The 26,217-nt window shown below is 70.8% G+C and carries 24 protein-coding genes; 7 read left to right on the top strand and 17 right to left on the bottom strand.

What is annotated here, in order from left to right; translation table 11 throughout:
• Window positions 1–393: 393 nt before the first annotated feature.
• The gene (locus tag AB0C33_RS02355; protein WP_358282794.1) at window positions 394–1,029 is read left to right on the top strand and encodes a GNAT family protein; all 636 of its coding nucleotides are present in this window, start codon (window positions 394–396) and stop codon (window positions 1,027–1,029) included.
• A 10-nt stretch (window positions 1,030–1,039) separates the two neighbouring features.
• Here the strand turns inward: AB0C33_RS02355 and AB0C33_RS02350 are convergent, their stop codons facing one another.
• From AB0C33_RS02350 to AB0C33_RS02340, 3 genes are read right to left on the bottom strand one after another with little or no spacing between them, the layout of a single operon-like run.
• On the bottom strand, window positions 1,040–3,001 hold the full coding sequence (locus AB0C33_RS02350) for an acetoacetate--CoA ligase (protein WP_358282792.1): 1,962 nt from the start codon (window positions 2,999–3,001) through the stop codon (window positions 1,040–1,042).
• 58 nt (window positions 3,002–3,059) lie between these two features.
• Window positions 3,060–3,917, bottom strand: coding sequence for a serine hydrolase (locus AB0C33_RS02345; RefSeq protein WP_358282790.1), 858 nt, complete (start codon window positions 3,915–3,917; stop codon window positions 3,060–3,062).
• Entirely contained in the window at window positions 3,914–4,843 is a 930-nt protein-coding gene (locus AB0C33_RS02340; RefSeq protein WP_358282788.1) for a LysR substrate-binding domain-containing protein, read from the bottom strand. The genes AB0C33_RS02345 and AB0C33_RS02340 overlap by 4 nt, the downstream gene beginning before the upstream one ends.
• A 185-nt stretch (window positions 4,844–5,028) precedes the next feature.
• On the opposite strand from AB0C33_RS02340, the gene AB0C33_RS02335 reads away from it, so the two are divergent.
• Window positions 5,029–6,537 (top strand): penicillin-binding transpeptidase domain-containing protein, encoded by a 1,509-nt coding sequence (locus AB0C33_RS02335; protein WP_358282786.1) that lies wholly within the window; start codon window positions 5,029–5,031, stop codon window positions 6,535–6,537.
• 108 nt (window positions 6,538–6,645) lie between these two features.
• On the opposite strand, the gene AB0C33_RS02330 is transcribed toward AB0C33_RS02335, so the two are convergent.
• The 10 genes from AB0C33_RS02330 to AB0C33_RS02285 all read right to left on the bottom strand — a co-directional run bounded on the left by AB0C33_RS02330 (window position 6,646) and on the right by AB0C33_RS02285 (window position 14,619).
• A complete protein-coding gene (locus tag AB0C33_RS02330; protein WP_358282784.1) occupies window positions 6,646–7,353 on the bottom strand; it encodes a haloacid dehalogenase-like hydrolase in 708 nt (235 codons plus the stop codon).
• 96 nt (window positions 7,354–7,449) lie between these two features.
• Window positions 7,450–8,076: an HAD hydrolase-like protein gene (locus AB0C33_RS02325; RefSeq protein WP_352321686.1), complete on the bottom strand. Its 627-nt coding sequence runs from the start codon at window positions 8,074–8,076 to the stop codon at window positions 7,450–7,452.
• A 34-nt stretch (window positions 8,077–8,110) separates the two neighbouring features.
• Entirely contained in the window at window positions 8,111–8,620 is a 510-nt protein-coding gene (locus tag AB0C33_RS02320; protein WP_357990569.1) for a hypothetical protein, read from the bottom strand.
• A gap of 31 nt (window positions 8,621–8,651) precedes the next feature.
• Window positions 8,652–9,299: an HAD family phosphatase gene (locus AB0C33_RS02315; protein ID WP_357970302.1), complete on the bottom strand. Its 648-nt coding sequence runs from the start codon at window positions 9,297–9,299 to the stop codon at window positions 8,652–8,654.
• A gap of 59 nt (window positions 9,300–9,358) precedes the next feature.
• Window positions 9,359–10,675, bottom strand: a complete 1,317-nt coding sequence (gene nagZ, locus AB0C33_RS02310) for a beta-N-acetylhexosaminidase (RefSeq protein WP_358282782.1) — start codon at window positions 10,673–10,675, stop codon at window positions 9,359–9,361.
• Window positions 10,676–10,734: 59 nt separating this feature from the next.
• Window positions 10,735–12,399, bottom strand: a complete 1,665-nt coding sequence (ptsP, locus tag AB0C33_RS02305; RefSeq protein WP_358282780.1) for a phosphoenolpyruvate--protein phosphotransferase — start codon at window positions 12,397–12,399, stop codon at window positions 10,735–10,737.
• Window positions 12,396–12,659 (bottom strand): HPr family phosphocarrier protein, encoded by a 264-nt coding sequence (locus AB0C33_RS02300; protein ID WP_352321677.1) that lies wholly within the window; start codon window positions 12,657–12,659, stop codon window positions 12,396–12,398. The genes ptsP and AB0C33_RS02300 overlap by 4 nt, the downstream gene beginning before the upstream one ends.
• 180 nt (window positions 12,660–12,839) lie before the next feature.
• A complete protein-coding gene (locus AB0C33_RS02295; protein WP_352349301.1) occupies window positions 12,840–13,286 on the bottom strand; it encodes a PTS glucose transporter subunit IIA in 447 nt (148 codons plus the stop codon).
• A gap of 10 nt (window positions 13,287–13,296) precedes the next feature.
• Window positions 13,297–13,533, bottom strand: a complete 237-nt coding sequence (locus AB0C33_RS02290) for a PTS glucose/sucrose transporter subunit IIB (RefSeq protein ID WP_352349299.1) — start codon at window positions 13,531–13,533, stop codon at window positions 13,297–13,299.
• 51 nt (window positions 13,534–13,584) lie between these two features.
• Window positions 13,585–14,619, bottom strand: coding sequence for an SIS domain-containing protein (locus AB0C33_RS02285; RefSeq protein WP_357970290.1), 1,035 nt, complete (start codon window positions 14,617–14,619; stop codon window positions 13,585–13,587).
• Between the two features lie 177 nt (window positions 14,620–14,796).
• Here AB0C33_RS02285 and AB0C33_RS02280 point away from each other — a divergent pair, with 177 nt between their 5' ends.
• The 3 genes from AB0C33_RS02280 to AB0C33_RS02270 all read left to right on the top strand — a co-directional run bounded on the left by AB0C33_RS02280 (window position 14,797) and on the right by AB0C33_RS02270 (window position 18,277).
• Window positions 14,797–15,537, top strand: a complete 741-nt coding sequence (locus AB0C33_RS02280) for a GntR family transcriptional regulator (protein WP_352349295.1) — start codon at window positions 14,797–14,799, stop codon at window positions 15,535–15,537.
• 69 nt (window positions 15,538–15,606) lie between these two features.
• Entirely contained in the window at window positions 15,607–16,923 is a 1,317-nt protein-coding gene (locus tag AB0C33_RS02275) for a PTS transporter subunit EIIC (RefSeq protein WP_358282778.1), read from the top strand.
• Window positions 16,924–17,002: 79 nt separating this feature from the next.
• Window positions 17,003–18,277 carry a PTS transporter subunit EIIC gene (locus tag AB0C33_RS02270; RefSeq protein ID WP_358282776.1) on the top strand — a complete coding sequence of 425 codons (1,275 nt, stop codon included), beginning with the start codon at window positions 17,003–17,005 and terminating at the stop codon, window positions 18,275–18,277.
• Window positions 18,278–18,360: 83 nt separating this feature from the next.
• On the opposite strand, the gene secA is transcribed toward AB0C33_RS02270, so the two are convergent.
• Window positions 18,361–21,150, bottom strand: a complete 2,790-nt coding sequence (secA, locus tag AB0C33_RS02265) for a preprotein translocase subunit SecA (RefSeq protein WP_358282774.1) — start codon at window positions 21,148–21,150, stop codon at window positions 18,361–18,363.
• Window positions 21,151–21,375: 225 nt separating this feature from the next.
• Between secA and AB0C33_RS02260 the strand changes: the two genes are divergently transcribed.
• Together AB0C33_RS02260 and AB0C33_RS02255 are read left to right on the top strand one after the other, a co-directional pair.
• Entirely contained in the window at window positions 21,376–21,636 is a 261-nt protein-coding gene (locus AB0C33_RS02260; RefSeq protein ID WP_357970282.1) for an HGxxPAAW family protein, read from the top strand.
• A 280-nt stretch (window positions 21,637–21,916) separates the two neighbouring features.
• The gene (locus AB0C33_RS02255; protein ID WP_352349285.1) at window positions 21,917–23,110 is read left to right on the top strand and encodes a crosslink repair DNA glycosylase YcaQ family protein; all 1,194 of its coding nucleotides are present in this window, start codon (window positions 21,917–21,919) and stop codon (window positions 23,108–23,110) included.
• 199 nt (window positions 23,111–23,309) lie between these two features.
• Here the strand turns inward: AB0C33_RS02255 and AB0C33_RS02250 are convergent, their stop codons facing one another.
• The 3 genes from AB0C33_RS02250 to AB0C33_RS02240 form a co-directional block, all read right to left on the bottom strand.
• Window positions 23,310–24,008: a response regulator transcription factor gene (locus AB0C33_RS02250; RefSeq protein ID WP_352326269.1), complete on the bottom strand. Its 699-nt coding sequence runs from the start codon at window positions 24,006–24,008 to the stop codon at window positions 23,310–23,312.
• 264 nt (window positions 24,009–24,272) lie between these two features.
• Entirely contained in the window at window positions 24,273–24,938 is a 666-nt protein-coding gene (gene raiA, locus AB0C33_RS02245; RefSeq protein ID WP_358282772.1) for a ribosome-associated translation inhibitor RaiA, read from the bottom strand.
• 627 nt (window positions 24,939–25,565) lie between these two features.
• A complete protein-coding gene (locus AB0C33_RS02240) occupies window positions 25,566–26,165 on the bottom strand; it encodes a ComF family protein (protein WP_358282770.1) in 600 nt (199 codons plus the stop codon).
• Window positions 26,166–26,217 lie beyond the last annotated feature (52 nt).

Below are 26,217 nucleotides of genomic sequence, written 5' to 3'. Positions count from 1 at the left end.
CGCTCTCCGAACCTTTGTGATCATAGGTCAACGCCTACCCAGATCGCCGACAATTCACGACACTGGCAAATCCCACTAAAAACCGGCATATCGCTTTTATGCGACGGCACGGTCAAACCTTTAGCAAGCGTGGACCGAGGCGAGACACGCGCGAAATCAGCGGAACAAAGCAAAGGCGGATGCGCCATGGACGCATCCGCCTTTTCTCCAGAGGCCGGGGAGCGAGCTGCGCGTTCACCCGCCCGGCCTCTGTTCACCCCTCCGAACAGCCCCAACCTTAGCCAAGGCGAGACCCGGAACGCACACCGTTCGGCAAATCCTTTCCGGCAAAGTTCGGGGCCGGGCAAAAAATGAGTCGCGCACGCGGAGGTACGCCTGGAAGTATGCCGGAATATGCGTAACTGGCCGCTCTTTGAGCTCTCCATCACCACGCCGCGGCTGGAACTGCGGCACCCCACCCTCGACGACCTCGACGAACTGGCCGACCGGGCGGCCGAGGGCGTCCACGAGGCCGGGTTCATGCCGTTCTTCTTCCCGTGGACCGATGCGCCCCCGGCCGAGCGGGCCCGCCGTACGGTGCAGTACCACTTCCGCAGCTGGGCCGGGTTCGCCGCCGACGACTGGTCGCTGGAGCTGGTCGTGGTGCACGAGGGCCAGGTCGTCGGCACCCAGGGCGTCATGGCGACCAGCTTTCCCGTCGCCCGCGAGGTCAGGACGGGCTCCTGGCTGGGCCGGCGGTTCCAGGGCCGCGGCATCGGCACGGAGATGCGCAGGGCCGTCCTGCACCTCGCCTTCGCCGGCCTCGGCGCGCGGCACGCCACGACGGAGGCCTTCGAGGACAACCACGCCTCGCTGGCGGTGACCAGGAAGCTCGGCTACCGCGAGGACGGCGTCACCGTCCACGCGCGCCAGGGCGAGCCGGTCGTCACCCGGCGCTTCCGCATGGCCCGCGAGGACTGGTCGCCGTCCCCCGACGTCGAGATCCGCAACCTCGACGCCTGCCTGCCCCTGTTCGGCCTGGAGCCCTGAGCCCTCCCCGTCACGGCCTGAAGTGCCGCAGCACCTCCGGGTTGGCCATGGCGTCGGGGTTGGCCGCCTCCTCGACGGGCGTGCCGAGCAGGATCTTGCGCACCGGCACCTCCAGCTTCTTGCCGGACAACGTCCGGGGGATGCCGGGCACGACGCGGATCTCGTTCGGCACGTGCCGGGGCGACAGCTCCTGGCGCAGGGCCGCGCACAGGGCGCGTTCGAGCGGCTCGCCGAACTCGGCGCCCTCGGCGAGGGTGACGTAGAGCAGCAGGCTGCCCTCCTGGCCGAGCTGCCCGGTGTCGATCACGAGGCTGTCGGCGATCTCGTCGAACCGCTCCACGACCCGGTAGAACTCGCTGGTGCCCATGCGCACGCCGCCGCGGTTGAGCGTCGAGTCGGAGCGGCCGTAGATGACGCAGCTGCCGTCCTCGTTGATCTTGATCCAGTCGCCGTGCCGCCACACGCCCGGGTAGACGTCGAAGTAGCTGTCGAAGTAGCGCCGCCCGTCGGGGTCGTTCCAGAACATCACCGGCATCGAGGGCATCGGCTTGGTCAGCACCAGCTCGCCCACCTCGCCCACCACCGGCTCGCCCTTGGGGTCGTACGACTCCACCTTGGCCCCCAGCGACCGGCACGGGATGATCCCCGCCCTGATCGGATGGAGCATCGTGGCCCCGACGAACCCCGTGCACACGTCGGTGCCGCCGGAGAACGACCCGATCGGCGTGCCGGGCAGCTCGGCGGCGACCCAGGCGAAGCCCTCGGGCGGCAGCGGCGAGCCGGTCGAGCCGATGCCGCGCAGCCGCTCCAGCCCGTCCGGACGCAGCCCGGCCTTCAGCGAGGCCATGATGTACGGCGCCCCCACCCCGAAGTACGTCACCTTCTCCGAGGCGGCGATCCGCCAGAGCGCGGCGGGCGAGGGATGCGTGGCCGAGCCGTCGTAGAGCACCGGCGTGGCCCCCACCAGCAGGGCGCCGACGAGGTAGTTCCACATCATCCAGCCCGTGGTGGTGTACCAGAAGAACACATCGCCCTCGCCCAGGTCCTGGTGGAAGGCGAGCGACTTGAGGTGTTCCAGCAGCACGCCGCCGTGCCCGTGCACGATCGGCTTGGGCAGCCCGGTCGTGCCGCTGGAGTAGAGGATCCACAGCGGATGGCCGAACGGCACCCGCTCGAACTCCAGCGGCCCCGCCTCGGCCCGCAGCCCTTCCCAGCCGATGACCTCGCCGTGCGGCATCGAACGGGCGTGCGCGGCGGCCGGCTCGGCCTCCTGGGGGGCACGGCCCTCGCCGGCCGCCGACAGGTAGGGGATCCAGACCGTGGCGCGCAGCGTGGGCAGCTCGGCGGCGATCTCGTTCACGGCGTCGGAACGGTCGTAGCTCTTGCCGTTGTAGTGGTAGCCGTCGACCGCGATGAGCACCTTGGGCTCGATCTGCCGGAACCGGTCGACGATGCTCGGCACCCCGAAGTCGGGCGAGCCGGCCGACCAGACGGCGCCGAGCGAGGCCGTGGCGAGGAAGGCGATCAGGGCCTGCGGGATGTTCGGCAGGTAGCCGGCCACGCGGTCGCCCCTGGTGACGCCGAGCCTGGCCAGGCCGGTGCGGACGCGGGCCACCTCGTCGCGCAGCTCGGCGTGGGTCAGCTCCTGGCGGGCGCCGTCCTCGGAGACGAAGACCAGGGCGGTGCCCTCGGTGCGCCGCAACGCGTTCTCGGCGTAGTTGACCTCGGCGCCCGCGAACCAGGTCGCGCCCGGCATCTCCCCCGACAACACCGGCCCGTCGCCGCGCTCCCCGACGACGTCGAAGTAGTCCCAGATCGACGTCCAGAACTCCTCAGGACGGTCGACGGACCACTGCCACACCTCCTCGTAGCTCGCGCCGGACCGCCCCAGCCACTCCAGGTAGCGGGTCAGCTTGGCGGCGGACACGACCTCGCCGGTCGGTTCCCAGAGAAGCGCACCTTCAGCAACCATGTGCCCCATCCTGTCGCCCGTCAGGTGGAAAGTCATACCTGACCTCCCCCATAACTTGCTACCTCCGTAGGTGGTCCACCGCCATACGGGCGGCGGTGCCGATCACCGCGTCCGCGCGCGGCTGGATGACCGCCGTGCTGAACGAGCGGGTGAACACCGCCACCGCGTACCGGCCGCCGTCGGGGTACTCGACCACGCCGACCTCGGTGCGCAGCGTCGGCAGCGACCCGGTCTTGCCGCCGACCTCGACGTCGTCGTACGGGAAGCCCGAGGCCAGCCGGTGTGGCCATACCTGCATGTTGAGCACGCCGCGCATCCAGGAGCACGACTGCGGCGAGGCGGCCTCGTCCCGCCAGATCATGGACAGCAGGCGGGTCATCTCGCGCGGGGTGCCGCGGTTGGTGTGCGCGGGGTCGAGCGCCCGCATGCGGGAGATGTCGTCGGGATCCAGGTACGGCCACCCATGGCCGGTGTCCAGCTCCATGGTCTCGTACAGGTCTCGGCCGCTCTGCAGCATCCGGGTGCCGTCGAGGCCGAAGGCGTCCAGCATGGCGTTGACGTTGTCCATGCCCACCCGGTCGAGCAGCACGTCGGCGGAGGTGTTGTCGCTCACCGCCATCATCAGGTACGCCAGGTCGCGCAGCGACATCGTCACGTCGTCGAGCATGGCCGACAGGCCCGTGGGGCCCGAGACCCGCTGGCCGGACGTCACGGTCGTCGGGGCCGTCGCGTCCAGCCGCCCGGCGTCGGCCTGCCGGCAGAACTCGACCAGCAGCGGCAGCTTGTACACCGACGCCAGGGGCATCGGCTCGTCGGCGCCGTGGCCGGACTGCCGTCCGGAGTCGATGTCGCAGGCGTGCAGCCAGCCCGTCACCCCGGCCATCCGGAACAGCGACGCGTAGTCGGGATCGCTCATGCCAGCATCCCCGGCCTCCGGCTGATCCGCCGCGCGGGCGCGGCGCCCTCGTCGGTCATCCCGGCGTTCTCCTTCAACGTGCGTACGGCGACGTCCGAGAACTCGGCGACCCAGTCCTGCTTCGGGCCCGTCGCCGCGCGCCAGGCCGTGGAGACCCGGCACGCGATCGGCGAGCCTAGCAGCGGCCGCCAGGCCAGCCCAGGGACGTCCGCCCTGGGCCCGAACGCCACCGCCTGGCCGGCGAGCACCAGGCCGAGCCCGGCGCCCTGGTGCACCTGGCCGGGCACGTACCCGTGGCGGCGGCACTCGGCCAGCGTCTCGGCGTGCCAGCCCGGCTCGCCCTCCTTGGGCGGCATCAGCAGCTCGCGCCCGGCCAGATCGGTCAGGTGCACCTCGCCGGCCCCGGCCAGCGGGTCGTCCCCGGCCAGCAGCACGCCCAGGGGCTGCACGAGCACCTGGCCGAAGTCCAGGCCGGGGGCGGCGACCGGATGGCGGACGAGCCCGACGTCGATCGCGCCTCCGGCCAGGGCGGACACCTGGTCGGCCGTCCAGGTCTCGACGGGGACGAGCCGTACGTCCGGGTTGACCGCGCGGAAGCCCGCGACCAGGGCGGCGATCACGGAGGCGGCCAGGTCAGGCGGCACGCCGATCTTGAGCACGCCGCCGTCGCCGCGGCGGGCCAGCTCGCGCAGCCGCTCGACCCTGGAGACGATCTCGCGGGACTCGCCGAGCAGCAGCCGTCCGGCCTCGGTCAGGCGTACCTGCCGGGCGGAGCGGTCGAAAAGCTGCACGCCGAGCTCCTCCTCCAGACGTTTGATGCGCTGGCTGAGCGGCGGCTGCGCCATGCCGAGGCGGATCGCGGCGTTCCCGAAGTGCAGTTCCTCCGCCACGACGACGAAGTAGCGGAGATGCCGGACCAAGTCCATGACCAGCCACTATATCCAGATTTATATCTAGATAGCCGTCATATCAATATTGGACGCGACTCCTCCGTCTCTGGTGTCCTCGGGCCATGGCATCACAAACGGGGACACTGTACGGGCGCGCCCGGCCGGAGGGACCACGTCGCGGACGGCGGCGCAGGTGGCCGCTGGTTCTGACCGTCCTTGTCGTGCTGATCGTGGCGGCGGGGGCCACGGTCTGGCTGTTGCGCACGAAGGGCTCACCCGAGCAGACGACCGACGAATACCTCTCGGCCTGGTCCGTCCAGGATTATGCGAAGATGCGGGCGCTCGTCGCCGACCCGCCCACCGACTTCGAGGCCTGGCACCGGCGTTTCCGCACCGACCTCAAGGTCGACCAGGCCACCTTCGCCCGCTCCCGCTCGACCGGACCCTTCGCCGACGACGGCCCGGACGACGACGGCTACCTGGGCTTCTCCGTCAGCCTGCGAGGCCCCCGGGACTGGACGTACGGCAGCCGGCTCAAGCTGGTCGAGCGGGACGGCGCCTGGAAGGTCGCCTGGACCCCGGCGACCATCCACCCCAAGCTCAGGAAGGGCCTCTCGGTGCGCCTGGTCGCCCAGAAGCGCGACCCCATCAGCGTCCTGGCCGCCGACGGCACCGAGATCGGCGGCGCGGACGCCCCCGGCTCGGTGCAGCAGCTGGTCGAGGGCATCAAGCAGACCTACCCCGACCGCTTCGACCTGGGCGGCGACTCCATCATCGGCCTCTACAAGGGCGACGAGCTGGTCGAGACGCTGGCCAGGCCGGGCGGCACCAAGCCGTTCAGCACCACGATCGACCTGAAGGTGCACGCGGCGGGGGCCGCGGCGCTGGAAGACGTCACCAAGCCGGCCTCGCTGGTGGCGCTGCGCGCCTCGACCGCCGAGATCCTGGCCGTGGTCAACAAGCCCGGCGGCTTCAACCGGGCGCTGCTCGGCAAGTACCCGCCCGGCTCGACGTTCAAGGTCGTGACGGCCTCGGCGCTGGTCGCGGACGGGGTCGAGCCCGGCAGGACGGTCACCTGCCCGGCCGAGAAGAACATCGGCGGCTTCCCCTTCCACAACGCCGGCTTCAAGGACTACGGCACGCTCTCCTTCCAGGACGCCTTCGCGCACTCGTGCAACACGACGTTCGGCGAGATGAGCGTGGCCGAGCTGAACGGCGGCAGGCTGGCCGAGGTGGCCAGGAGCTTCGGCTTCGGCATCCCGATCAAGCCGGGCGTGCCCGCCGTGCGGGCCGAGTTCCCCGACCCCAAGGACGACACCGACCTCGCCTCGGCCTCCATCGGCCAGGGCCGGGTGCTGGCCAGCCCGCTCAACATGGCCTCCGTCGCCGCCGCCATCGCCTCGGGCGCCTGGATCCCGCCGCGGATCGTGGCCAGGGAGATGGCCTCCGACGACCGTCCGCGCCCGCTGGAGCGGGGCGTGGTGTCGGCCCTGCGCAAGCTCATGCCCGCCGTCGTCACGGACGGGACCGCCAAGGGCGCGCACTTCCCCGCGGGCACCGCGGGCAAGACCGGGACGGCCGAGTACGGCTCGGGCAAGGAGCCGCCCGCGCACTCGTGGTTCATCGGCTACAAGGGGGACGTGGCGTTCGCGGTGATCGTGGAGGGCGGCGGCGCCGGCTCGGCCGTGGCGGCCCCCGTCGCCGCCCGCTTCCTCGCCGCCCTGCCCTGACGCGCCGCACGGGGGCGCGCGTGAGCCGGGTAGGAGGTCGTCAGCGGGGGCGGGGGGCGTCAGCGGAGGCGGGGTGTCGTCAGCGGGGGTGGGGGCGACCGGGCGGGGTCAGCCGGCCTTGCGGTCCAGCGGGGAGGTCAGGCCGGCCACCGCGGCCACCACCTCCGAGGCGTCCGACAGATCGGGCAGCACCAGGTCGGCGCCCGCCTCGCGCAGCTCGGCGGCCGTCGACCGCCCCGAGGCGACCCCGATCACGGCGGCCCCGCCGATCCTGGCGGCCTGCACGTCGCGCGTGGAGTCGCCGATCACCACCGTGTTGGCCGCCGTGAACGGCGTGCCCAGCCGCTGCTTGGCCCTGCCCTGCGCGACCTGCAGCAGCGTCGCCTTGGGGTAGACCTCCTCGCCGTAGCCGCCGAGCTCGAAGTCGACGTACCTGTCCAGCCCGAACGCCTTGAGCTTGTGCACGGCGTTGCCCTTGATCGTGCCGGTCAGCACCGACTGCACGACGCCGTCGAGCCGGGCCACCGACTTCAGCGCGTCCTTGGCCCCCGGCATCATCCGGCCCTCCTTGGCCAGCCGGCCGCGCCGGTCGGCGAAGGCGAGGGCGAGCGCGGCCAGGAACCTGGGCAGGTGGTCGTCCTCGGCCGGGATGCCGTTGACGGCCAGCGTCTCGAAGACGATCTCGGAGTCGGGACGGCCGAGCGGCGGCACGAGCTTGACCAGCGGCCGGCCGGTCACGGCGCGGAACGCCTCGGCGTAGGCGTCCCGGGTCACGATGGCGACGTCGACCAGGGTGAGATCGACGTTCCAGAGCACAAGGCGGTTGATGGCGACCTCCTGAGGGGTTCCCGGCAAGGGTACGGCCCCGGCCCGGCCGGGGGCTGCCCCCCGGCGGATCCGGCATGTCCCCCTTCAGGCGTACTGGAGCGCCTGGGCGAGCGTGTCCACCACGGGCAGGCCGGTGCCCTCCAGCTCGGCCCGCGTGGTCATGCCGCCGGTGTAGAGCACCGCCCGCGCGCCCACGTGCCGCGCGGCGAGCCCGTCGTCGACGCTGTCGCCGATCACCAGGATCTCGCCGGGGTCGAGGTCGAGGGCCTGGATGTGCGCCGTCATGTGCACGGCCTTCTCGCCGCCCGTGGTGCCGACCAGCCCGTCGATCCGGGTGAAGTGCCGGGTGATGCCGAAGGACTCGACGATCGGCACGAGATGGGCGTGGGGAGCCATCGAGCACAGCGACTGGGTGCCGGCCCAGCCCCCGAGCACCACCTCGGCGTCGGGGGCCAGCCCGCAGGCGGCGCTGAGCCTGAAGTAGTGCTCGTGGAACCCGTCGTCCAGCAGCTCCCACTCCCCCTCGGCCAGCGGCCTGCCGAGCAGCCGCTCGTAGGCGACCCAGATGGGGCGGGTGTAGACCGCACGGAACCCGTCGGCGGTCAGCTCAGGCAGCGCGTACGGCTTGAACAGGGCGTTGGTGGCGCCGACGACGGCCTCGACGTCGTGGAAGAGCGTCCCGTTCCAATCCCAGATGATGTGTTTTGTCATGTCCCAGCAAGCTTATTCGACAAGGGTGACGATCCTATGAACCCAGCAGGTCCGGGATCTCCTGGGTGGCGTACCACATGAGCTCGTGGGCCTCGGCGCCGTCGACCGTGAAGCGGGCGTCGTCGTCGCCGTCGTCGGCTGCGGGCAGCGCCTCGACGGCGGCCTCGATGTCGCCGACGGCGTCGTGGTCGTCGACGTGCACGGCGGCCACCTTCGCCATCGGGACGGCCGCGGCCAGGCGCACGCGGGCCCGTTCCTCCAGGTCGACGCCGGCCGAGACAGAGCCGTCGGGCACCTCGGCGGCCACCACCACCCGCCGGTGCGCGGCGGCCACGCCGTCGGCGCGGTCGGCGGCCAGCATGCGCAGCGAGGCGCGGGCCGCCTCGGTCAGCGCGACGTACTCCAGTTCCTCGGTGTCGCCCGAGGCGTACCACTCGGTCAGCGCGGGGGTCACCGCGTAACCGGTCAGGGGGGCCGGACCCAGCTCCCCCGCCTCGACCGCGCGGGCGAGGGCGGGGAGGGTGCACGGCAGATAGACGCGCATCACGAACCTTTCCGAAATCGCAAGGGCACCATCATGCCCGTCGCAGCGTGAGCCGGAGTACGGTCTCCAGCTCTGTGAGGGTCGTGTCGGCGTCGCGGTGGTGGATGCCGGTGATGCCGAGCGCGCGGGCGGCCAGGATGTTGGCCTCGATGTCGTCGATGAAAACGCACTGCTCGCCGGGCAGTCCGACCTGGTCGAGGGCGTGGCGGAAGATGCGTTCCTCGGGCTTGCGCATGCCGACCTCGCCGGAGATCACGACCGCGTCGAAGAGGCCGTCCCATTCGTGGCGGGGGTAGGTGTTCGACCAGGAGTTAGACAACAAACACGTCTTAACACCATTTTTCCGTACGTCGCGGAGCATGTCGTACATGGCGTCAACCCGTTCGAAGCCCGCGAACATGCGCTCCAGCAGCCCCTCGGCCACCGGCGGCACGCCGTCAACGGTGAGCAGCCGCGCGGCCAGGTCGCGCTCGAAGGCCGGGCCGTCGAGCTCGCCGCGTTCGAGCGCGTGCACGACGTTCTGCCCCTCGCCGCCCCGGTAGGCGTGGTCGACCAGCTCGCGCATCACCGAACGGTAGTGCTCGGCGTCGATCCGGTCGGCCGCGAGCCACCGGGCGATGGAGTCGGTCAGGCTGGTCGTGAGCACGCCACCCCAGTCGATGAGCACCCCTGCGACCACGACCGCCTCCTCGCTCGAATCCGGTTCTAGGATAGAACCCCGCGAATCGGCTTTCGCGCCTACCCCGCGGCCCGCACCTTGGCGGCCAGCCTGCGGTGCTCGGGCGAGCGCAGCACGCCGGCCGCCTGCTGCGCCGACGCGACGGGCGCCGCCGACAGCAGGCCCCTCTTCTGCTTGAGCCTGAGCAACCGGACCACCGACTGGTCGAGGCGGTCCTCCGAGACGCGCCCCGACTTCACCGCCGCCAGCACCGCCTGGTACGCCTTGCCCAGGTCGTACGGCATGAGCAGCAGGTCGGCCCCGGCCAGCACGGCGCGCACCGCCACCTCGCCGTCGCCGTACTTCTTGCGCACGCCCTCCATGTTGAGCGCGTCGGTGGAGATCACGCCCTTGAAGCCGAGCTTCTGCCGCAGCAGGCCGGTCAGGATGGGCTTGGACAACGTCGCCGGGTCGCCCGACGGGTCGAGCTTGGGGAAGACGATGTGGGCGCTCATCACGGCGTCGACCCCGGCGCCGACGGCGGCCCTGAACGGCGGCGCGTCGATCCTCTCCCACTGGGCCATGGTGTGCTTGATCACCGGCAGGCCGGTGTGGCTGTCGACGGAGGTGTCGCCGTGGCCCGGGAAGTGTTTGGCCGTGGCCGCCACCTTGGCGTCGCCGAAGCCCTTGACCGCCGCCGCGACCATCTTCGCCACCGCGGCCGGGTCGTCGCCGTAGGCCCGCCTGCCGATGACCGGGTTCCGCGGGTTGACGTTGACGTCGGCGACGGGCGCGAAGTCGAGGTTGACCCCGAGCGCCCGCAGCTCCTCGCCGGTCGCCCTGGCCACGGCCCTGGAGTTCGCCGGGTCCTTCGTGGCGCCGATCTCGGCCGCGCCCGGGAAGTCGGTCATCAGCGCGGACATACGGGAGACCAGGCCGTTCTCCTGGTCGGTGCCGACCAGCAGCGGGACCTTCTTCGACGCCTCCTGCAGGCCGTTGGTGAGCTGCACGACCTGGGCGGTGGACTTGACGTTCGCCGGGAAGAGGATCACGCCGCCCAGGTGGTAGCGGGCGATCACCTTGGCCGGGGTCTGGGCGCCGTAGCGGGCCTGGTTCTCGCCGGAGACGGTGTCGGCGGCGGTGCCGTACAGGACGGGCATGAACAGCTGGCCGACCTTCTCCTCCAGCGTCATCCGCCGCAGGGCCCGCAGCACCGGGTCGGACTCGGCCTGCGGCGGGCTCTGTGGTGTCGTGCTGCCCGCGGGGGTGGCGGCGGGAGTGGCGGCGGGGGTGGCCCCGTCGCCCGCCGGGGCCGCACTCGCCGGGGCGCCACCGCCGCCGCCGCACGCGGTCAGCGCCAACACCAGGAGCCCTGCCGGGCCGATCCGTCTGAACATGCCTTCCAAGGTATCCATGCCGCGGCCCGCACGAGTCCGGCGCCCCGAAAACGGCCCGTTCACACCCCCAGCGCCGCGAGCCCCGGCAGGTGGGTGCGCGCGACCGCGCGCGCGTTCGCCGCCGTGACCTGGGCCCGCGCGGTGCGCGCCGCCATCCTGCACTGCTCCAGCGTGTGCGCGGCCAGCGCCGCCCGTACGGCTCCCAGCGCCGCCGCCCCCATCGACAGCGTGGTCGCCCCCAGACCGACCAGCACGCACGCCAGAGCCGGATCGGCGGCCGCCTCACCGCAGATGCCCACCGGCTTGCCGTGGCCGCAGGACATGGCGATCAGGTCGAGCAGCGCCGGCTGCCACGGGTCCTGGAGCCCGCTCACCGTGCCGAGCTGGCGGTCGGCGGCGAAGGCGTACTGGGCCAGGTCGTTGGTGCCGAGCGAGACGAAGTCCACCACCCCGGCCAGCTGCCCGGCCCGCAGCGCCGCCGACGGGATCTCGATCATGACGCCCACCTTGGACAACCCGCGCGCCCGGCAGGCGTCGGCGAACCATCCGGCCTCCTCGGCCGTGGCCACCATGGGCGCCATCACCAGCAGCTCGGCCGGCGCGTCCTCGGCCGCCGCCGCCAGCGCGCGCAACTGCGCGTCCATCACCTCGGGGTAGCGCCTGAACAGGCGCAGCCCGCGCTCCCCCAGCGCCGGGTTCGGCTCGGCGGGGGCGGGCAGGAACCGCAGCGGCTTGTCGGCGCCCGCGTCGAGCGTGCGCACGACCACGGTGGCGCCGGGCACGGCCTCCAGCGCCGCCCGGTAGGCCCGTCGCTGCTCCTCGACGGCCGGGGCCTCGGCCCGGTCGAGGAAGAGGAACTCGGTCCGGTAGAGCCCGACGCCCTCCGCCCCGGCGGCCAGCGCCTCCGCCAGCTCGGCGGGGCCGGCGACGTTGGCCAGCAGCGGCACCGCGTGCCCGTCGGCGGTCCGGCCCGGTCCCTTGGCCGCGCCGATCGCCGCCTGCTTCGCCGCCGCCGCGTCCCGCGCCCCGGCCACGTGGTCGTCGGACGGCTCCAGGCTCACCTCGCCCGTCGTGCCGTCCACCAGGACGGGGACGCCGGCGGGGATGCCGGTCGCCCCCGGACAGGCGACCACGGCGGGCACGCCCATCGCCCGGGCCATGATCGCGGTGTGGCTCGTGGGCCCGCCCTGCTCGGTGACGAACCCGGCCACGTCCCGCCTGGACAGCAGGGCCGTGTCGGCGGGCGCCAGGTCGGTCGCGACCAGCACGTACGGCACCTCGGGGGCGGCCGGCAGCCCCGGCATCGGGTGCGCGGTGAGCAGGGCGATCACCCGGTCCCTGATGTCGTCGAGGTCGGCCGCCCGCTCGCCCAGGTAGCCGCCGGCCCCGCTGAGCACGTCCCGGTACTTCGTGAACGCCTCGAAGACCGCCCGGGGAGCGGCCAGGCCCCGGTCGATGAGGGTCCTGACCTTCACCACCAGACCGGGGTCCTCGGCCATCAGCGCCTGGGCCTTGAGGATCTCCCCGGCCTCGCCGCCCGCCTGGTTGCCGCGGGCCTCAAGCTCGCCCGCGACCCGTGAGAGCGCGGCCGAGGCCCGCTCCTTCTCCTGTTCCGCCTCACCGGTGTAGGTGCTGCCCTCGGGGGGTTCGGGCACAGAGGCGGTCAGAACGTACGCGGGGCCGTGCCCGATTCCCGGGCTGACCCCAACCCCCCGCAGGTTCATGGCGCTCCGGCGATCGTGGCCAGTTCGTCCAGGATCTCCTCGGAGCCGTCGCCCTCCGCCGTGATCACGACGGTCTCGCCCTGCCGGACGTCGAGCGCCATGATGGCGAGGATGCTCTTGCCGTTGACCGGGGCGCCGCCGCCGCTGGCCTTGGCGACGCTGATGTCCATCGGGGCCAGCTGGGCCCGTTTCACGAACGTCGCCGCGGGACGGGCGTGCAGACCCACCTCCGCCGCGACCGTGACCTTGCGCTCACCCATGAGCCTCTCCTTCTGTACCCGGTCCAGACCAGCTGGACCCTTGCGTGAATGGCGGCCGGCCGCTCGCGGTCGGGCCGGGCGCCGGCGTGGCTGGGGGCACGCCTATTGTGACGTCTTCTGCCGGTACGACCTTGCCGCTGAGGCGTCGTACGCCGGTCTCGGGGACCGCGCCGACGCTGTCTACGTCCATGTGAACAGCTCGTCCCCCACGTGCACCGCCCCCTGGACGATGCCGGTCACCGACTCCGAGAGGGCGTCCAGGGCCACGACGGGGCAGACCGGGGACCGTCCGCCGGCCTCGACGACGGACGGGTCCCACGCCACCACGGGCTGCCCCGCGCTGACCCTGTCGCCCTCGGCCGCCAGCAGCTGGAACCCCTTCCCCTTGAGCTGGACCGTGTCGATGCCCAGGTGCACCAGCACGCCCCTGCCGTCGTCCCCCACGATGACGTAGGCATGCGGATGCAGTTTCATGATTTTTCCCGCTATGGGGGCTACGGCCTTGCCGGGCCCCCGCAGCGGGTCGATCGCCGTTCCCGGTCCCACCATGCCCGCGGAGAAGACCGGATCGGGCACGGCGGCCAACCCCACAGCCGCCCCCTCGACCGGGGCGAGAACAGTCGTCATGGTCTCGCCCTTAGCCGATGATGTCCTCGATGTCGCTGGCGATCGTGTCCGCCTCGGGCCCCACGACGACCTGGACCACGTTCCCCGCGGCCATCACGCCGTGCGCCCCCGCCGCCTTGAGTGCGGCCTGGTCGACCTTGGACGCGTCGTGCACTTCGGTGCGCAACCGGGTGATGCAGGGCTCGATCTCGATGATGTTGTCGGCACCGCCGAGACCGGCGATGATCGCATTCACATCCGCCGCCATCCGGTCCTCCCTCGTTCCAACTCCGTGACCAGGCTAAACGAGGTGCCTCGCTCAGTCCGTCTGCGTGACCTTGTTGAGGCCGCGCGGCGAGTCGGGGTCGATGCCGAGGCGCCGGGCCAGCGCTTCGGTGAGGAGCTGGCCGGGGATGATCAGGCCCATCGGCGCCACCCATTCGGGCAGGTCGGGGCCGTTCAGCGCGGCCGTGCCGGCCTGCGCGAGCGCGTCGCCGCCGCCGATCGTGTACGCCGCCGCGCCCGCCGCCACGACCCGCTCGGCCAGGGCCACCGTGCCGGACAGCGTGGGGCTGTTCTCGGCGGCCACCAGCAGCGCCGGGGTGTCGGCGTCGACGACGGCGATCGGGCCGTGCAGCAGGTCGGCGTAGGACAGGCCCATGGCGTGCAGGTAGCAGGCCTCCTTGAGCTTGAGCGCGGTCTCCAGGGCCGTGGAGAAGGCGAGCCCGCGTCCGGACACCACCACGCCCGGCTTGTCCAGCAGCCCTTCGACGACCGCGTCCAGGTCGCCCGGCTCGGCGATCAGCTTCTCCACCGCGTCGGGCACCCGCCGCAGGTCCTCGGCGTTCACGTCGGCGCCCAGGCCCAGCGCGAGCACGGCCAGCGCGGCGAGCTGCGTGGTGTAGGTCTTGGTCGCCGGGACGGCCTTCTCCTCGCCGGCCAGCGTGCACAGCGCGACGTCGGCCGCCTGGGCGAGCGGGCTGTCCTCGCCGCCGTTGGTGATGCCGACCGTCTTCGCGCCGCAGTCCTTGGCCCAGGCCAGGGTCTCGACGATCTCCTCCGTCCGGCCCGACTGGGAGATCGCGACGGCCAGCACGCCGTCGAGGTCGAGCTTGCGCCGGTAGGTCGTCGCGATGGACGGCGCGGCCAGCGCGCCCATCCGGCCCGCGTGGGACTCGACCAGGTAGCGGCCGTAGACTGCGGCGTTGTCGGAGGTTCCACGCGCGATGAACAGCAGCTGGCGAGTCTGCTCGCCCACCGCCTTCACCTCGCCCACCCTGGGGAGCAGGGCGTCGAGCGTGGCCCGCAGCGCTTCCGGCTGCTCGGCGATCTCACTGCGCATCTTGGTGGTCATCCTGAGCTCATCCCTCGATTCATACGGTGTCGGACTTGACCGTCTTTCGCGACATGTGGTCTAGTCCGGACTAGACCAGTACGAACCATAGCCCATGGCCACCAAACAAGAAATCTGCCCATAGACTGCCGCACCACCAGATCCAGATTTCTTCTTTGCCGATCGAGGGGAGGATCCGTGGCGCACATCGATCCGGATAGCCCGGTGCCCAAGTACTTCCAGCTTCGCGAGATCCTGCTGGACCTCATTGACAGCAACGAGCTCAGCATCGGCGCGGCCATCCCGTCCGAGCGGGAGCTCTGCCAGCGGTTCGGCCTGTCCAGGATGACCGTACGGCAGGCCGTCGACCACCTGGTCTCCGAGGGCCGCCTGCACCGCGTGCCGGGCAAGGGCACGTTCGTGGCCAGGCCCAAGATCGAGCTGGCGTTGCAGCTCACGTCGTTCACCGACGACATGAGGGCGCGCGGGATGATCCCGGGCTCGCGCGATCTCGACCGCCGCATCGTGCGGGCCAGCGCCCACCTGGCCAAGGAGCTGGGGATCCAGCCGGGTGAGGAAGTGCACTTCATCGAACGCCTGCGCACGGCCGACGGCGAGCCGCTGTCCATCGAACGGGCGCACATCCCGGTCAAGCTCGCCCCCGATCTGGCTGATGACGACCTGTCGGACAAATCGCTGTACGAGCTGCTGGAGAGCCGCTACGGGCTGGTCATGGACGCCGGCGAGCTCACCATCGACGGCGGCATCGCCGACCCGAGCGACGCCGACCTGCTGAAGCTGCCGCGCGGCGGCGCCGTGCTGCTGCTCCAGCGCAGGTCCTTCTCCGGCGGCGTCTGCGCGGAGCTCGGCGTGTCCACCTACCGCGCTGACCGCTATCAGCTGCGGACCATCCTCGAAATGCCCGTTAGACGGGGCTAGGGCCACTCCGCCGGGCCCGGACGGCCTGCCCGGCGGACGCCTGACTCCCACCCCCCGGAGGAACGCCCGGTGAACGAGACCACCGCCGCCGCCCGGCCTTCGCCGTTCGCACGCGTGATGAACGTGCTCCAGCGGCTGGGCCGCTCGCTGATGCTGCCCATCGCGGCCCTGCCCGCGGCCGCGCTGCTCTTCCGGTTCGGGCAGCCCGACATGCTGGGCTCCAACGGCCCCGCCCCCGGCGGCCTGGCCGACGTGCCCGGGTTCGCGTGGATGAGCCAGGTCGCCGAGGTGCTGGCCGCGGCCGGGGACGCGCTCTTCCAGAACCTGCCGCTGCTGTTCGCGGTGGGCGTGGCCATCGGCTTCGCCCGCAAGGCCGACGGCACCACCGCGCTCGCGGCCGTCGTCGGCTACCTGGTGTTCGACCGGGTGACCAAGGTGATGTTCTTCGGCTCCGACATCCGCGACACGGTGGCCATCCGCCAGGTCCAGGACCAGGGCATCAAAGAGGTCATCAACTACGGCATGCAGAACCCCACCAAGGTGCTCGGCGGCATCGTGATGGGCCTGGTCACCGCGCTGCTGTGGCAGCGCTTCCACCGCATCAAGCTGCCGCCGTGGCTGGCCTTCTTCGGCGGACGCCGGTTCGTGCCGATCATCACCTCCATCGTCGCGCTGCTCCTCGGCGTGCTGTTCGGCTGGCTCTGGCCGGTCCTCGGCGAGTGGATCCGGCACGCCGGCGAGGCCCTGGCCGCCATCGGCCCGATCGGCACCGGCATCTACGGCCTGATCAACCGCCTGCTCATCCCGCTCGGCCTGCACCACTTCGTGAACTCGGTCGTCTGGTACGTCGTGCCGCAGTGCGAGGTGGGCGGTCACGTGCTGGGCGGCGACTGGAACTGCTACTTCGGCGGCGCCCCGCACTCCGGCCAGTTCATGGCCGGCTTCTTCCCCGTCATGATGTTCGCCCTGCCGGCCGCCGCCCTGGCCATGTGGCGGGCCGCGCCCCCGCACCGCCGGGCCACGGTGGGCGGCATCATGCTCTCGGCCGGGCTGGCCTCGTTCGTCACCGGCATCACCGAGCCGATCGAGTTCGCGTTCATCTTCGTCGCGCCCGCGCTGCTGGTCGCGCACGCCGTCCTGACCGGCCTGGCGATGGCCCTCACCACGCTCATCGGCGGGCAGCTCGGCTTCGGCTTCTCCGCGGGCCTGCTCGACATGCTGCTGAACGCCAGCAAGTCCAACACCCAGAACCTGCCGGGCATCCTGCTGCTCGGGCTGATCTACGGCGTCGTGTACTACGTCGTGTTCACCTTCCTCATCCGCAGGTTCGACATCATGACGCCGGGCCGGGAACCCGAGCCCGACCTCGACTCCGGCGAGACCTAGCGGCCGTTTTCCGCCACGCCCGCCGTGGTAGGAACCTGGCATTCCCCCGCTGACGGACCACCGAGCGGGGGTGAGGACCATGGGCGCGTCGCCCTGGTCGGCGACGTTCGCGGTGCTGCAACGTATCGGCCGCTCGCTCATGATGCCCATCGCCGTGCTGCCCGCCGCCGGCCTGCTCTTCCGCTTCGGCCAGGACGACCTGCTCGGCAAGGACGGCCTCGGCGGCCTCCTGCCCTGGATGCTGCCCGTCGCCAACGTCCTGGCCGCGGCCGGCGGCGCCCTGTTCGACAACCTGCCCGTCCTGTTCGCGATCGGCGTCGCGATCGGGTTCGCGCGCAAGTCCGACGGCTCCACCGCCCTCGCCGCCCTGGTCGGCTACCTGGTGTTCGACCGCGTCAGCCGCACGCTCTTCTACGACGCGGGCCACGGCGCGGTCTACGACAAGGTCATCGTCGCCACCCCCCAGGGGCCGATGCTCGACCTGGGGGCCCAGAACCCCACCGGCGTGCTCGGCGGCATCGTCATCGGCATCACCGCGGCGCTGCTCTGGCAGCGCTTCTACCGGCTGAAGCCGCCCCCGTGGCTGGCCTTCTTCGGCGGACGCCGCTCGGTCCCGATCATCACCGCCGTCGCCGCCCTGCTGCTCGGCGTCGTGTTCGGGCTGGTCTGGCGGCCGGTGGGCGACTGGCTGTCCGGCGTCGGCGACTGGCTCTCGGCCCACGGCACCGTGGGCACCGGCATCTACGGCGTGGCCAACCGCCTGCTGATCCCCGTCGGCCTGCACCACTTCCTCAACACCATCGTCTGGTTCACCCTGCCCGAGTGCCACGCCGGCGTGCACGGCGCCACCCGGGACGCCGCCGGCGACCTGAACTGCTACTTCGCCGGCGAGCAGGGCGCCGGCATCTTCATGACCGGCTTCTTCCCCGTCATGATGTTCGGGCTGCTCGGGGCCGCCATCGCCATGTGGCGGGCGGCCCCGCCGGAACGCCGCAAGTCCGTGGGCGGCATCATGTTGTCGGCCGGGCTGACGGCATTCATCACCGGCATAACCGAGCCCCTGGAATTCGCCTTCATATTCGTCGCGCCGGTGCTTTTCGTGGTGCACGCCCTGCTGACCGGGCTGTCGATGGCCCTGATGGCGGAATTGGGCGCGCGGCTCGGCTTCACCTTCTCCGGCGGCGCCATTGACATGCTGCTGAACGCCAGCAAATCGAACACCCACCGGCTCGGGCTGATCATCGGCTTCGGGCTGCTGTATTTCGTTCTCTATTATCTGATCTTCGCGTTCCTGATCCGCCGCCTGAACATCCCCACCCCCGGCCACGAACCCCCCGCCCCGCCGGCCCCCTAGGCGCCCCGCGCGCCGACGACGAAGCCCCCGCCCCTCCTGCTCGCGCAGGGGGACGGGGGCCCGTTCAGGCTCGCCTCAGCGGGTCAGACGGCGTTCTTCGGGTCGCCGTGGCAGCGCTTGTACTTCTTGCCCGACCCGCAGGGGCAGGGCGCGTTGCGCTCGACGTTCCCGTACGCGGCCCGCTCGGCCGACGTGGTGCGCACCCGCGTGTGCTCGACGTCGCCCTGCTCGCCCGGGGCGGAGTACTCGAGCTCGGCCGGGCGCTGCGGCGCGCGCAGGGCCGTGGAGATGATCGACCGCGTCTCGGTGACCGCGGCGTCCTCCTCCTCGACGATCGGGTTCTCCTGTACCTCGACCTCGAGGTTGAACAGGAAGCCGACGGAGTCCTCCTTGATGCCCTCCAGCATCGCGGAGAACATCTCGAAGCCCTCGCGCTGGTACTCGATCTGCGGGTCCTTCTGCGCGTAGGCCCGCATGCCGATGCCCTCGCGCAGATAGTCCATCTCGTAGAGGTGCTCGCGCCACTTGCGGTCGAGCACCGACAGGATGACCTGACGCTCGAAGTTGCGCGTGGCCTCCGCCCCGAGCTGCTCCTCGCGCCTGGCGTACGCCTCCAGGGCGTCGGCCTTGATCTTCTCGGAGATGAACTCGGCGGTCAGCTCCTCGCGGCTGCCGGCCTCCTCCACGAGGTTGTCGATGGTGACCGTGACCGGGTAGAGCTCGCCGAACGCCTTCCACAGCCGGTCGAGGTCCCACTCCTCGGCGAAGCCCTCGGAGGTGGCGCCCGCGACGTAGCCGTCGATCACGTCGCCGATGAAGCCGCGCACCTGGTCGTGCAGGTCGGCGCCCTCCAGCACGCGGCGGCGCTCGGAGTAGATCACCTTGCGCTGCCGGTTCATGACCTCGTCGTACTTCAGAACTTCCTTGCGGATCTCGAAGTTCTGCTGCTCGACCTGGTGCTGGGCGGAGGCGATGGCCTTGGAGACGATGCCCGACTCGATCGGCTGGTCGTCGGGGATGCTCAGCCTGTTCATGATCAGCTCGACCCTGGCCGCGTTGAACAGGCGCATGAGGTCGTCGCCGAGCGAGAGGTAGAAGCGCGACTCGCCGGGGTCGCCCTGACGGCCGGAACGGCCGCGGAGCTGGTTGTCGATGCGGCGCGACTCGTGCCGCTCGGTGCCGAGGACGTAGAGGCCGCCGAGCTGGGTGACCTCGTCGTGCTCGGCCTTGACGGCCGCCCTGGCCTTCTCCAGCGCCTCGGGGTAGGCCTTCTCGTACTCCTCCGGCGTGTCGACCGGGTCGAGGCCGCGCTGGCGCAGTTCGAGGTCGGCGCGGAACTCGGAGTTGCCGCCGAGCATGATGTCGGTGCCTCGACCGGCCATGTTCGTGGCGACGGTGACGGCGCCCTTGCGGCCCGCCTCGGCGATGATCGACGCCTCACGCGCGTGGTTCTTCGCGTTGAGCACCTCGTGCGGCACGCCGCGCCGCTTGAGCGCCTTGGACAGCCGCTCGGACTTCTCCACCGACGTGGTGCCCACGAGGACCGGCTGACCGGCCTCGTAACGCTCCTTGATGTCCTCGACGACCGCGTTGAACTTGGCGTCCTCGGTCTTGTAGACGACGTCCGGCTGGTCCTTGCGGACCATCGGCCGGTTGGTCGGGATCGGGACGACGCCCAGCTTGTACGTCTGGTGGAACTCGTTGGCCTCGGTGGCGGCCGTGCCGGTCATGCCGGACAGCTTGGCGTAGAGGCGGAAGTAGTTCTGGAGGGTGACCGTGGCGAGAGTCTGGTTCTCGTCCTTGATCTTCACACCTTCCTTGGCCTCGATGGCCTGGTGCATGCCCTCGTTGTAGCGCCGGCCGTGCAGCACGCGGCCGGTGAACTCGTCGACGATGAGCACCTCGCCGTCGGCGACGATGTAGTCCTTGTCCTTCTTGAACAGCTCTTTCGCCTTGAGCGCGTTGTTCAGGAAGCCGACCAGGTGGGTGTGCTCGGGCTTGTAGAGGTTGTCGATGCCGAGCCAGTCCTCGACCTTCTCGACGCCGGCCTCCAGGATGCCGACCGTGCGCTTCTTCTCGTCGACGATGTAGTCGCCGGTGCTCTCCTCGCCCGGGTTCTTCGCCTCGACGCCCTTGCGCAGCCGCGGAACGATCTTGGCGAACTCGCTGTACCACTTGCCCGACTGCTCGCCGGGGCCGGAGATGATCAGCGGCGTGCGGGCCTCGTCGATGAGGATCGAGTCGACCTCGTCGACGACCGCGAAGTTGTGGCCGCGCTGGACGCACTCCTCCAGCGACCACGCCATGTTGTCGCGAAGGTAGTCGAAGCCGAACTCGTTGTTGGTGCCGTACGTGATGTCGGCCTCGTACTGCTTGCGACGCTCGTCGGGCGCCTGCCCGGACACGATGCAGCCGACCTCCAGCCCGAGGAAGCGGTGCACACGGCCCATGGTCTCGGCGTCGCGCTTGGCCAGGTAGTCGTTGACCGTGACCACGTGGACGCCCTTGCCGGACAGGGCGTTGAGATAGGCGGGCAACGTACAGGTCAGGGTCTTGCCCTCACCGGTGCGCATCTCGGAGATGTTGCCGAGGTGGAGGTTGGCGCCGCCCATGATCTGCACGTCGAAGTGCCGCTGGCCGAGCACGCGGCGAGCCGCCTCGCGGACGGTCGCGAACGCCTCGGGAAGCAGGTCGTCGAGGCTCTCGCCGTCGGCGTAACGCTGCTTGAACTCGTCGGTCAGCGCGCGCAACTCCGCGTCGGACAGGCTCGTGAAGTCGTCCTCGATGGAGTTGACCTGATCGGCGATCCGCTTGAGCTTGCGCAGAGTCTTGCCTTCGCCGGCACGTAGGATCTTGTCGAGAATGGCTGCCACTTTATGTAAAGCTCCTCGCAGGTCTACCCCGGCGGCGCCGCCAGGAGGAGAGGCCGAGACAAACTTCCCCGGTTGCCATCGTAGGCGGTTCCGCAACCAGACACAGCCACCGTGACGACGAGGGCGCCGGACACGTCTGGGAGAATGGGGCCAAGGCAGAGGGTATGCCGGTTGAGCGCCGGTTCGCACCAATAGCGGGATATCCGGCAAAGGAAGGATTTAGTCATGGTTGAGGGGAAGAAGTCCGAGCACACGGAGAATCTCGGCAACCACGGCGGGCGCGCCTCCTCGTGGCTGGCCGTGACTGTCATGGTGGTGGGCACCATCGTGGCCGGCTTCGGGCTGACGGCCGACAACTGGACGCTGGTCTGGGTCGGCGCCGGCGTGTTCGTCGTCGGCGGCATCCTCGCCCTCGTCTTCGACATCTTCACGGACGTGGTGATCGACGCCCCCCGCGTCGGCATGCGCGCCGAAGACCACCGCTGACCCACCCGGCACACGGCGGGCCCCGACGGACCGGGCGCCCGCCGTTCCCATGCCAGGCCCCCTCCTGGACTCTTTCTTCTCGGCATCCAATTCCCCAACCCCGGTACATCGGCGTGTCGCCCCCGCCCCGCCGCTCCCGCCCCTCGCACGGCGCGTCTCTCCCGGCCCGCCCTTCCGGTCCAGGGCGTGCCCGGGGGTGGGCCGATTCTGTCGGTGGGCGCCGCTAAATTCCTCCCATGGATAGCCCTACCGTCCCCCAAAGCCTCCCGGGGTTCGCCGCATGACGAACGTGACCGACCTGACCGCCGACGAGGCGCGCCGGGTCATCCTGCGTGCCCAGGGGCTCATCGGCGCCGACGCGCGCAAGGGCGGGGTGCGCGGCATGCTTCGCCGGCTCGGCGCCGTACAGCTCGACACGATCTCCGTCCTGGCCCGCTCCCACGAGCTGGTCGCCTACGCGCGCCTGGGCGCGGTGGGCAGGCCCACGGTCGAGCGCGCCTACTGGCACGATCCCGCCCAGAGCTTCGAGTACTGGTGTCACGCCGCCTGCATCCTGCCCATCGAGCACTGGCCGCTCTACGCCTTCCGGCGCCGCGCCTACCGCGACCGGCGCTACCGCTGGCACGAGGTGCCCGACAGCGTCGACAAGCTGCTGCAGCAGGTGCGCGACTCTGGCCCGCTCACGACGTCCGACGTCGGCGGCGCCAAGAACGGCGGCCCGTGGTGGGACTGGTCCGACTCCAAGATCGGGCTGGAGTGGCTGCTCGACATCGGTGAGATCACCTGCGTGCGCCGCGTCGGCTGGCGCCGCGTCTACGACCTGACCGAGCGCGTGGTGCCCGCCGACCTGCTGGCCGACGACCTGCCCGACGAGGAGTGCGTCGTCCTGCTGGCCGCCATCGCGGGCCGGTCGCTCGGGGTGGCCAACCGTACCGACCTGCTCGACTTCCTGCGGCTCAAGGGCAAGTACGCGGCGATGCTCGACCAGGCCCTGCTCAGCGGCGCCGCCGGGCTGGTGCCGGTCAAGGTGGCGGGCTGGCCGGCCAAGAAGGGCCAGGCCAACGCGTGGGCCGATCCGCAGGCGCTGGAGTCCGAGCCGCGCGGCCGCCATCGCACGACGCTGCTGTCGCCGTTCGACTCCCTGATCTGGCACCGCGGCCGCACCGAGCGCGTCTTCGGCTTCAAGTACCAGCTTGAGCTCTACGTGCCCAAGGAGAAGCGCGTCCACGGCTACTTCACGATGCCGGTGCTGGCCGGGGGCCGCCTGATCGGCCGGGTCGACCCGGCTCGTGAGGGCACCACCCTGGTCGCCCGTCAGGTCCACCTGGAGCCCGGCCTGTCCCCGGCCAAGTGGGCCGACGCCCTGCGCGACGCCCTGTGGTCGGCCGCCGACTGGGTGGGCTGCGACGCCGTCCGCGTCGAACGCACCGACCCTCCGGAGCTCGCCCACCTCCTGACCGCGCCCCGGCCGTAGCTCATCAGCGGGCCGGCACTACGGCCGCGCCCGCCACGGCCGGAGAAGGGTGACAGGGGACGAGGGACGGCGATCGCACCGACTCACCGTCCCCGAAGGACGGGTTCGGGGCGCGACCGGCAAGCACCGCACGCACCTGCGCCACCGTCACGTGATCAGAGGGCGCGGCCGGCGGCCTCTGCACATGCCCGCGCCAGGGTCAGGTGATCTCCAGCATGCGTTCGCGTACCGCATAGACCACCGCTTCCATCCGCGAGTGCAGCTGAAGCTTGTCGAGGATGTTGCGGACGTGGTTCTTCACCGTGTTCTCGGAGATGAACAGCTGCTTGGCGATCTCGCGGTTGTTCATGCCCTTGGCGACCAGGCGCAGGACCTCCATCTCGCGGTCGGTCAGCCGGGGCACGGGGAGCTGCGGCGGGCGTTCGGCCTCCTTGCGGCTCATGTTCGCGAACTCGCTGATGAGCTTGGCGGCCATCGCCGGGTTGATTAAGGACTGGCCCTCGTGCACGCCCCGCACCGCGGCGGGCACGTCGTTGATCTGCACGTCCTTCAGCAGGTATCCGGTGGCGCCGGCCTTGATGGCCTCGAAGAGGTCCTCCTCCTCGTCGCTCACCGTCAGCATGATGATGCGGGTGCTCGGGACGGACGCCCTGATGCTCTTGGTCGCCTCGATCCCGTCCTGCCGGGGCATGCGCACGTCCATCAGCGCGACGTCGGGCATGAGGCGATCGGCCAGTTCGACCGCCTCCTGCCCGTCGCTCGCCTCACCGACCACCTCGATGTCGGGCTCCGCGGCCAGCGTCAACGCCAGGCTTCGCCGGATCAGCTCGTGATCGTCAACGATCAGCACGCGGATCGGCTCGCTGTCTGCCGTGCGGACCTCGCCGGACTCGGTCACGAGCCCTCCTCGGTCCGACTTGCGCCTGCCTTGCTCACGGGGAACCTGCTCATCGGACGGCCGCTCCGCTGTCACGCCCGGTCGGGGCCGTAGCGGCGGTCCGCATGGCGGTTGTCCCGTCAGTACCCTCGCTTCGCTCGCTCATCTGAACCTGACTGAGCTCGCTCACGTCTCCTCCTCGTCGGGGGGCCAGAGCCGTCGGACCGCCATGATGGCACGTATGGCACGGTCCTCGGGTGGTCGAGAAGATCTTCCGGTGTGCGATCAGGGCTCTACGAGCCGCAACACGCCGTAGTTGTACCCGCGCCGGTTGTAGACCACGCTCGGCAGGCCGCTCTCCTTGTCACGGAACAGGTAGAAGTCGTGCCCGACCAGTTCCATCTCGAGCATGGCCTGGTCGATGGTCATGGGTTCCGCTCTGTGGAACTTCTCCCGCACGACGAGCGGGCCGTCGCCGTCCATCTCGATCGGGACGATGTCGTCGTCGAGCTTGTCCTCCTGCACCGGCAGGTCCTCGTAGGACTCGGCCGGCTCGGGGACGGGCTTGGCTCCCCGGGACGGCGGGCCGGCGACGTCAGGGAGCGTCGCGGTGAGCTCCGCCACCGAGGGCGGGCAGTGGTTGCCGTGATGGACCTTGCGCCGGTCGGCCAGCCGGCGGAGGCGGCCTTCCAGCTTGTCGAGGGCTAGGTCGAGGGCTACGAACCGGTCGTCGGCCGAGGCTTCGGCGCGGATGGCCGGGCCTTTCGAATGGATGGTGAGTTCGACGCGCTCGCGCTGGTCGGCGAGGCGAGGGTTGCGTTCTTTGGACACCTCCACATCGACTCGGATGAGTTTGTTGTCCAGACGTTCGATCCTGGCCAGCTTGGTCGTCACCTGGTCTCGGAACCGGTCACTCACTCCTGTGTGCCGACCCTTGACGATGATGTCCATGCAACAGCCCCCCTTCGTCTAACGACTGAGCAAGAGCGCCCGACGATGTGCGTACCGGACGGGGTTTCCTGTCCGCCTCTCTGTCACCGCTACCCTCTTCCGCCACGACGTCACCGGGTTCTCGGGTGGCACCCGTCCGGCCGACCTGGTCTTCGACCCCACATTCGCCTGCTGAGGATTTCGCAGCTCTGTTGCCACTACTGCCCTTCTCTTCTGGCGAGGGACATCTGGACCCTCGGGAAGGCAGGACTTACCCCTAAGCCGCACCGTGATCGGTCGACAAAGAGTCGCCTTACGTGGACCGTTTTGCCTGCGGCTGGCCTCGGCTAGCAGAGCCGGGGACACCGACTCTGCGCAACCACGGACCCGGACGGGTGCCATGTCAGAACGCTATCCGCATCCTGGGCGAATGTCAGCCGGAGGCTCGGCCAAAGGATCACTTTCCGTGATTTTCCCGGAGTTCCGGACGTCCGAATGACTCCGGCGCCGGCGGTCGCCAACCCCTGCGGCCACGCGGCTTCCGGCCGCCTGAGCTGTGCCACCTCTTGTTCCCGGGAAGAGACATCCCCTCTTCAAGACGTCCCCAAGAATTGGATCTTTCTTTACCGACAGTGATGCAGAGCGATTTCAAGATCTTCGGCGTGTCGCGGCGACGGTGGCCGCCAACGGCACCCGCAGACCGGCGGCGCGCAGTGCTCGCGCGGCTTCGGTGAGCGAGGCGCCGGTGGTCAGGACGTCGTCCAGCAGCACCGCAGACGGCGCTGGAGGGCCTTTCACGCGCCCGGCCACACAGAGGGACCCGGCGAGGTTCGCGGCGCGCTGCGTGGAACTCAGGCCCGCCTGGTCGGCCACCCGTCGAGCCTGCCGCAGCGCCGCCCACGGCTCGGCCCGCACGCCGGACGCGACCAGGTGACGGGCGACGAGCACCGCCACCCGGCCCATGGGATCGTGCCCACGGACCCGCAGCGCCCTCCTCGCGCTCGGCACCGGCACGACGGCGAACGGCCCCCGCGCCCATCCGGCCCCGGTCCCGGCCGCCGCGTCCAGCGACGTGAGCACGGTGAACGCCAGCACCTGCGCCAGCACGCCGGCCAGCCCCACCGCCCCCCGCTCCTTGTACGCCAGGATCGCCGCGCGGGCCGCGCCCTCGTACGACGTGGCCGACCAGCACTCGGGCAGGCCGGGCGGGCCCGGCTCAGGCCCGCGCCTGGCGGGCGCGACCGCCATCCCGGCCGCGCATTCGGCGCAACACCGCGCCCCGGCACGCCCGCAGCCCACG

Source organism: Nonomuraea sp. NPDC048881, from assembly GCF_040649795.1.
Taxonomy (GTDB): Bacteria; Actinomycetota; Actinomycetes; order Streptosporangiales; family Streptosporangiaceae; genus Nonomuraea.
Note: the sequence above shows the minus strand (reverse complement) of the source record. Positions and strands in the feature narration are given on the sequence as shown.

Coding starts and splice junctions, on each gene's coding strand:
- AB0C33_RS02355 (WP_358282794.1), top strand. CDS start 394: ATGCGTAACTGGCCGCTCTTTGAGCTCTCCATCACCACGCCGCGGCTG.
- AB0C33_RS02350 (WP_358282792.1), bottom strand. CDS start 3,001: ATGGTTGCTGAAGGTGCGCTTCTCTGGGAACCGACCGGCGAGGTCGTG.
- AB0C33_RS02345 (WP_358282790.1), bottom strand. CDS start 3,917: ATGAGCGATCCCGACTACGCGTCGCTGTTCCGGATGGCCGGGGTGACG.
- AB0C33_RS02340 (WP_358282788.1), bottom strand. CDS start 4,843: ATGGACTTGGTCCGGCATCTCCGCTACTTCGTCGTCGTGGCGGAGGAA.
- AB0C33_RS02325 (WP_352321686.1), bottom strand. CDS start 8,076: ATGACAAAACACATCATCTGGGATTGGAACGGGACGCTCTTCCACGAC.
- AB0C33_RS02320 (WP_357990569.1), bottom strand. CDS start 8,620: ATGCGCGTCTATCTGCCGTGCACCCTCCCCGCCCTCGCCCGCGCGGTC.
- nagZ (WP_358282782.1), bottom strand. CDS start 10,675: ATGTTCAGACGGATCGGCCCGGCAGGGCTCCTGGTGTTGGCGCTGACC.
- ptsP (WP_358282780.1), bottom strand. CDS start 12,399: ATGAACCTGCGGGGGGTTGGGGTCAGCCCGGGAATCGGGCACGGCCCC.
- AB0C33_RS02300 (WP_352321677.1), bottom strand. CDS start 12,659: ATGGGTGAGCGCAAGGTCACGGTCGCGGCGGAGGTGGGTCTGCACGCC.
- AB0C33_RS02295 (WP_352349301.1), bottom strand. CDS start 13,286: ATGACGACTGTTCTCGCCCCGGTCGAGGGGGCGGCTGTGGGGTTGGCC.
- AB0C33_RS02290 (WP_352349299.1), bottom strand. CDS start 13,533: ATGGCGGCGGATGTGAATGCGATCATCGCCGGTCTCGGCGGTGCCGAC.
- AB0C33_RS02285 (WP_357970290.1), bottom strand. CDS start 14,619: ATGACCACCAAGATGCGCAGTGAGATCGCCGAGCAGCCGGAAGCGCTG.
- AB0C33_RS02270 (WP_358282776.1), top strand. CDS start 17,003: ATGGGCGCGTCGCCCTGGTCGGCGACGTTCGCGGTGCTGCAACGTATC.
- AB0C33_RS02260 (WP_357970282.1), top strand. CDS start 21,376: ATGGTTGAGGGGAAGAAGTCCGAGCACACGGAGAATCTCGGCAACCAC.
- AB0C33_RS02255 (WP_352349285.1), top strand. CDS start 21,917: ATGACGAACGTGACCGACCTGACCGCCGACGAGGCGCGCCGGGTCATC.
- raiA (WP_358282772.1), bottom strand. CDS start 24,938: ATGGACATCATCGTCAAGGGTCGGCACACAGGAGTGAGTGACCGGTTC.
- AB0C33_RS02240 (WP_358282770.1), bottom strand. CDS start 26,165: ATGGCGGTCGCGCCCGCCAGGCGCGGGCCTGAGCCGGGCCCGCCCGGC.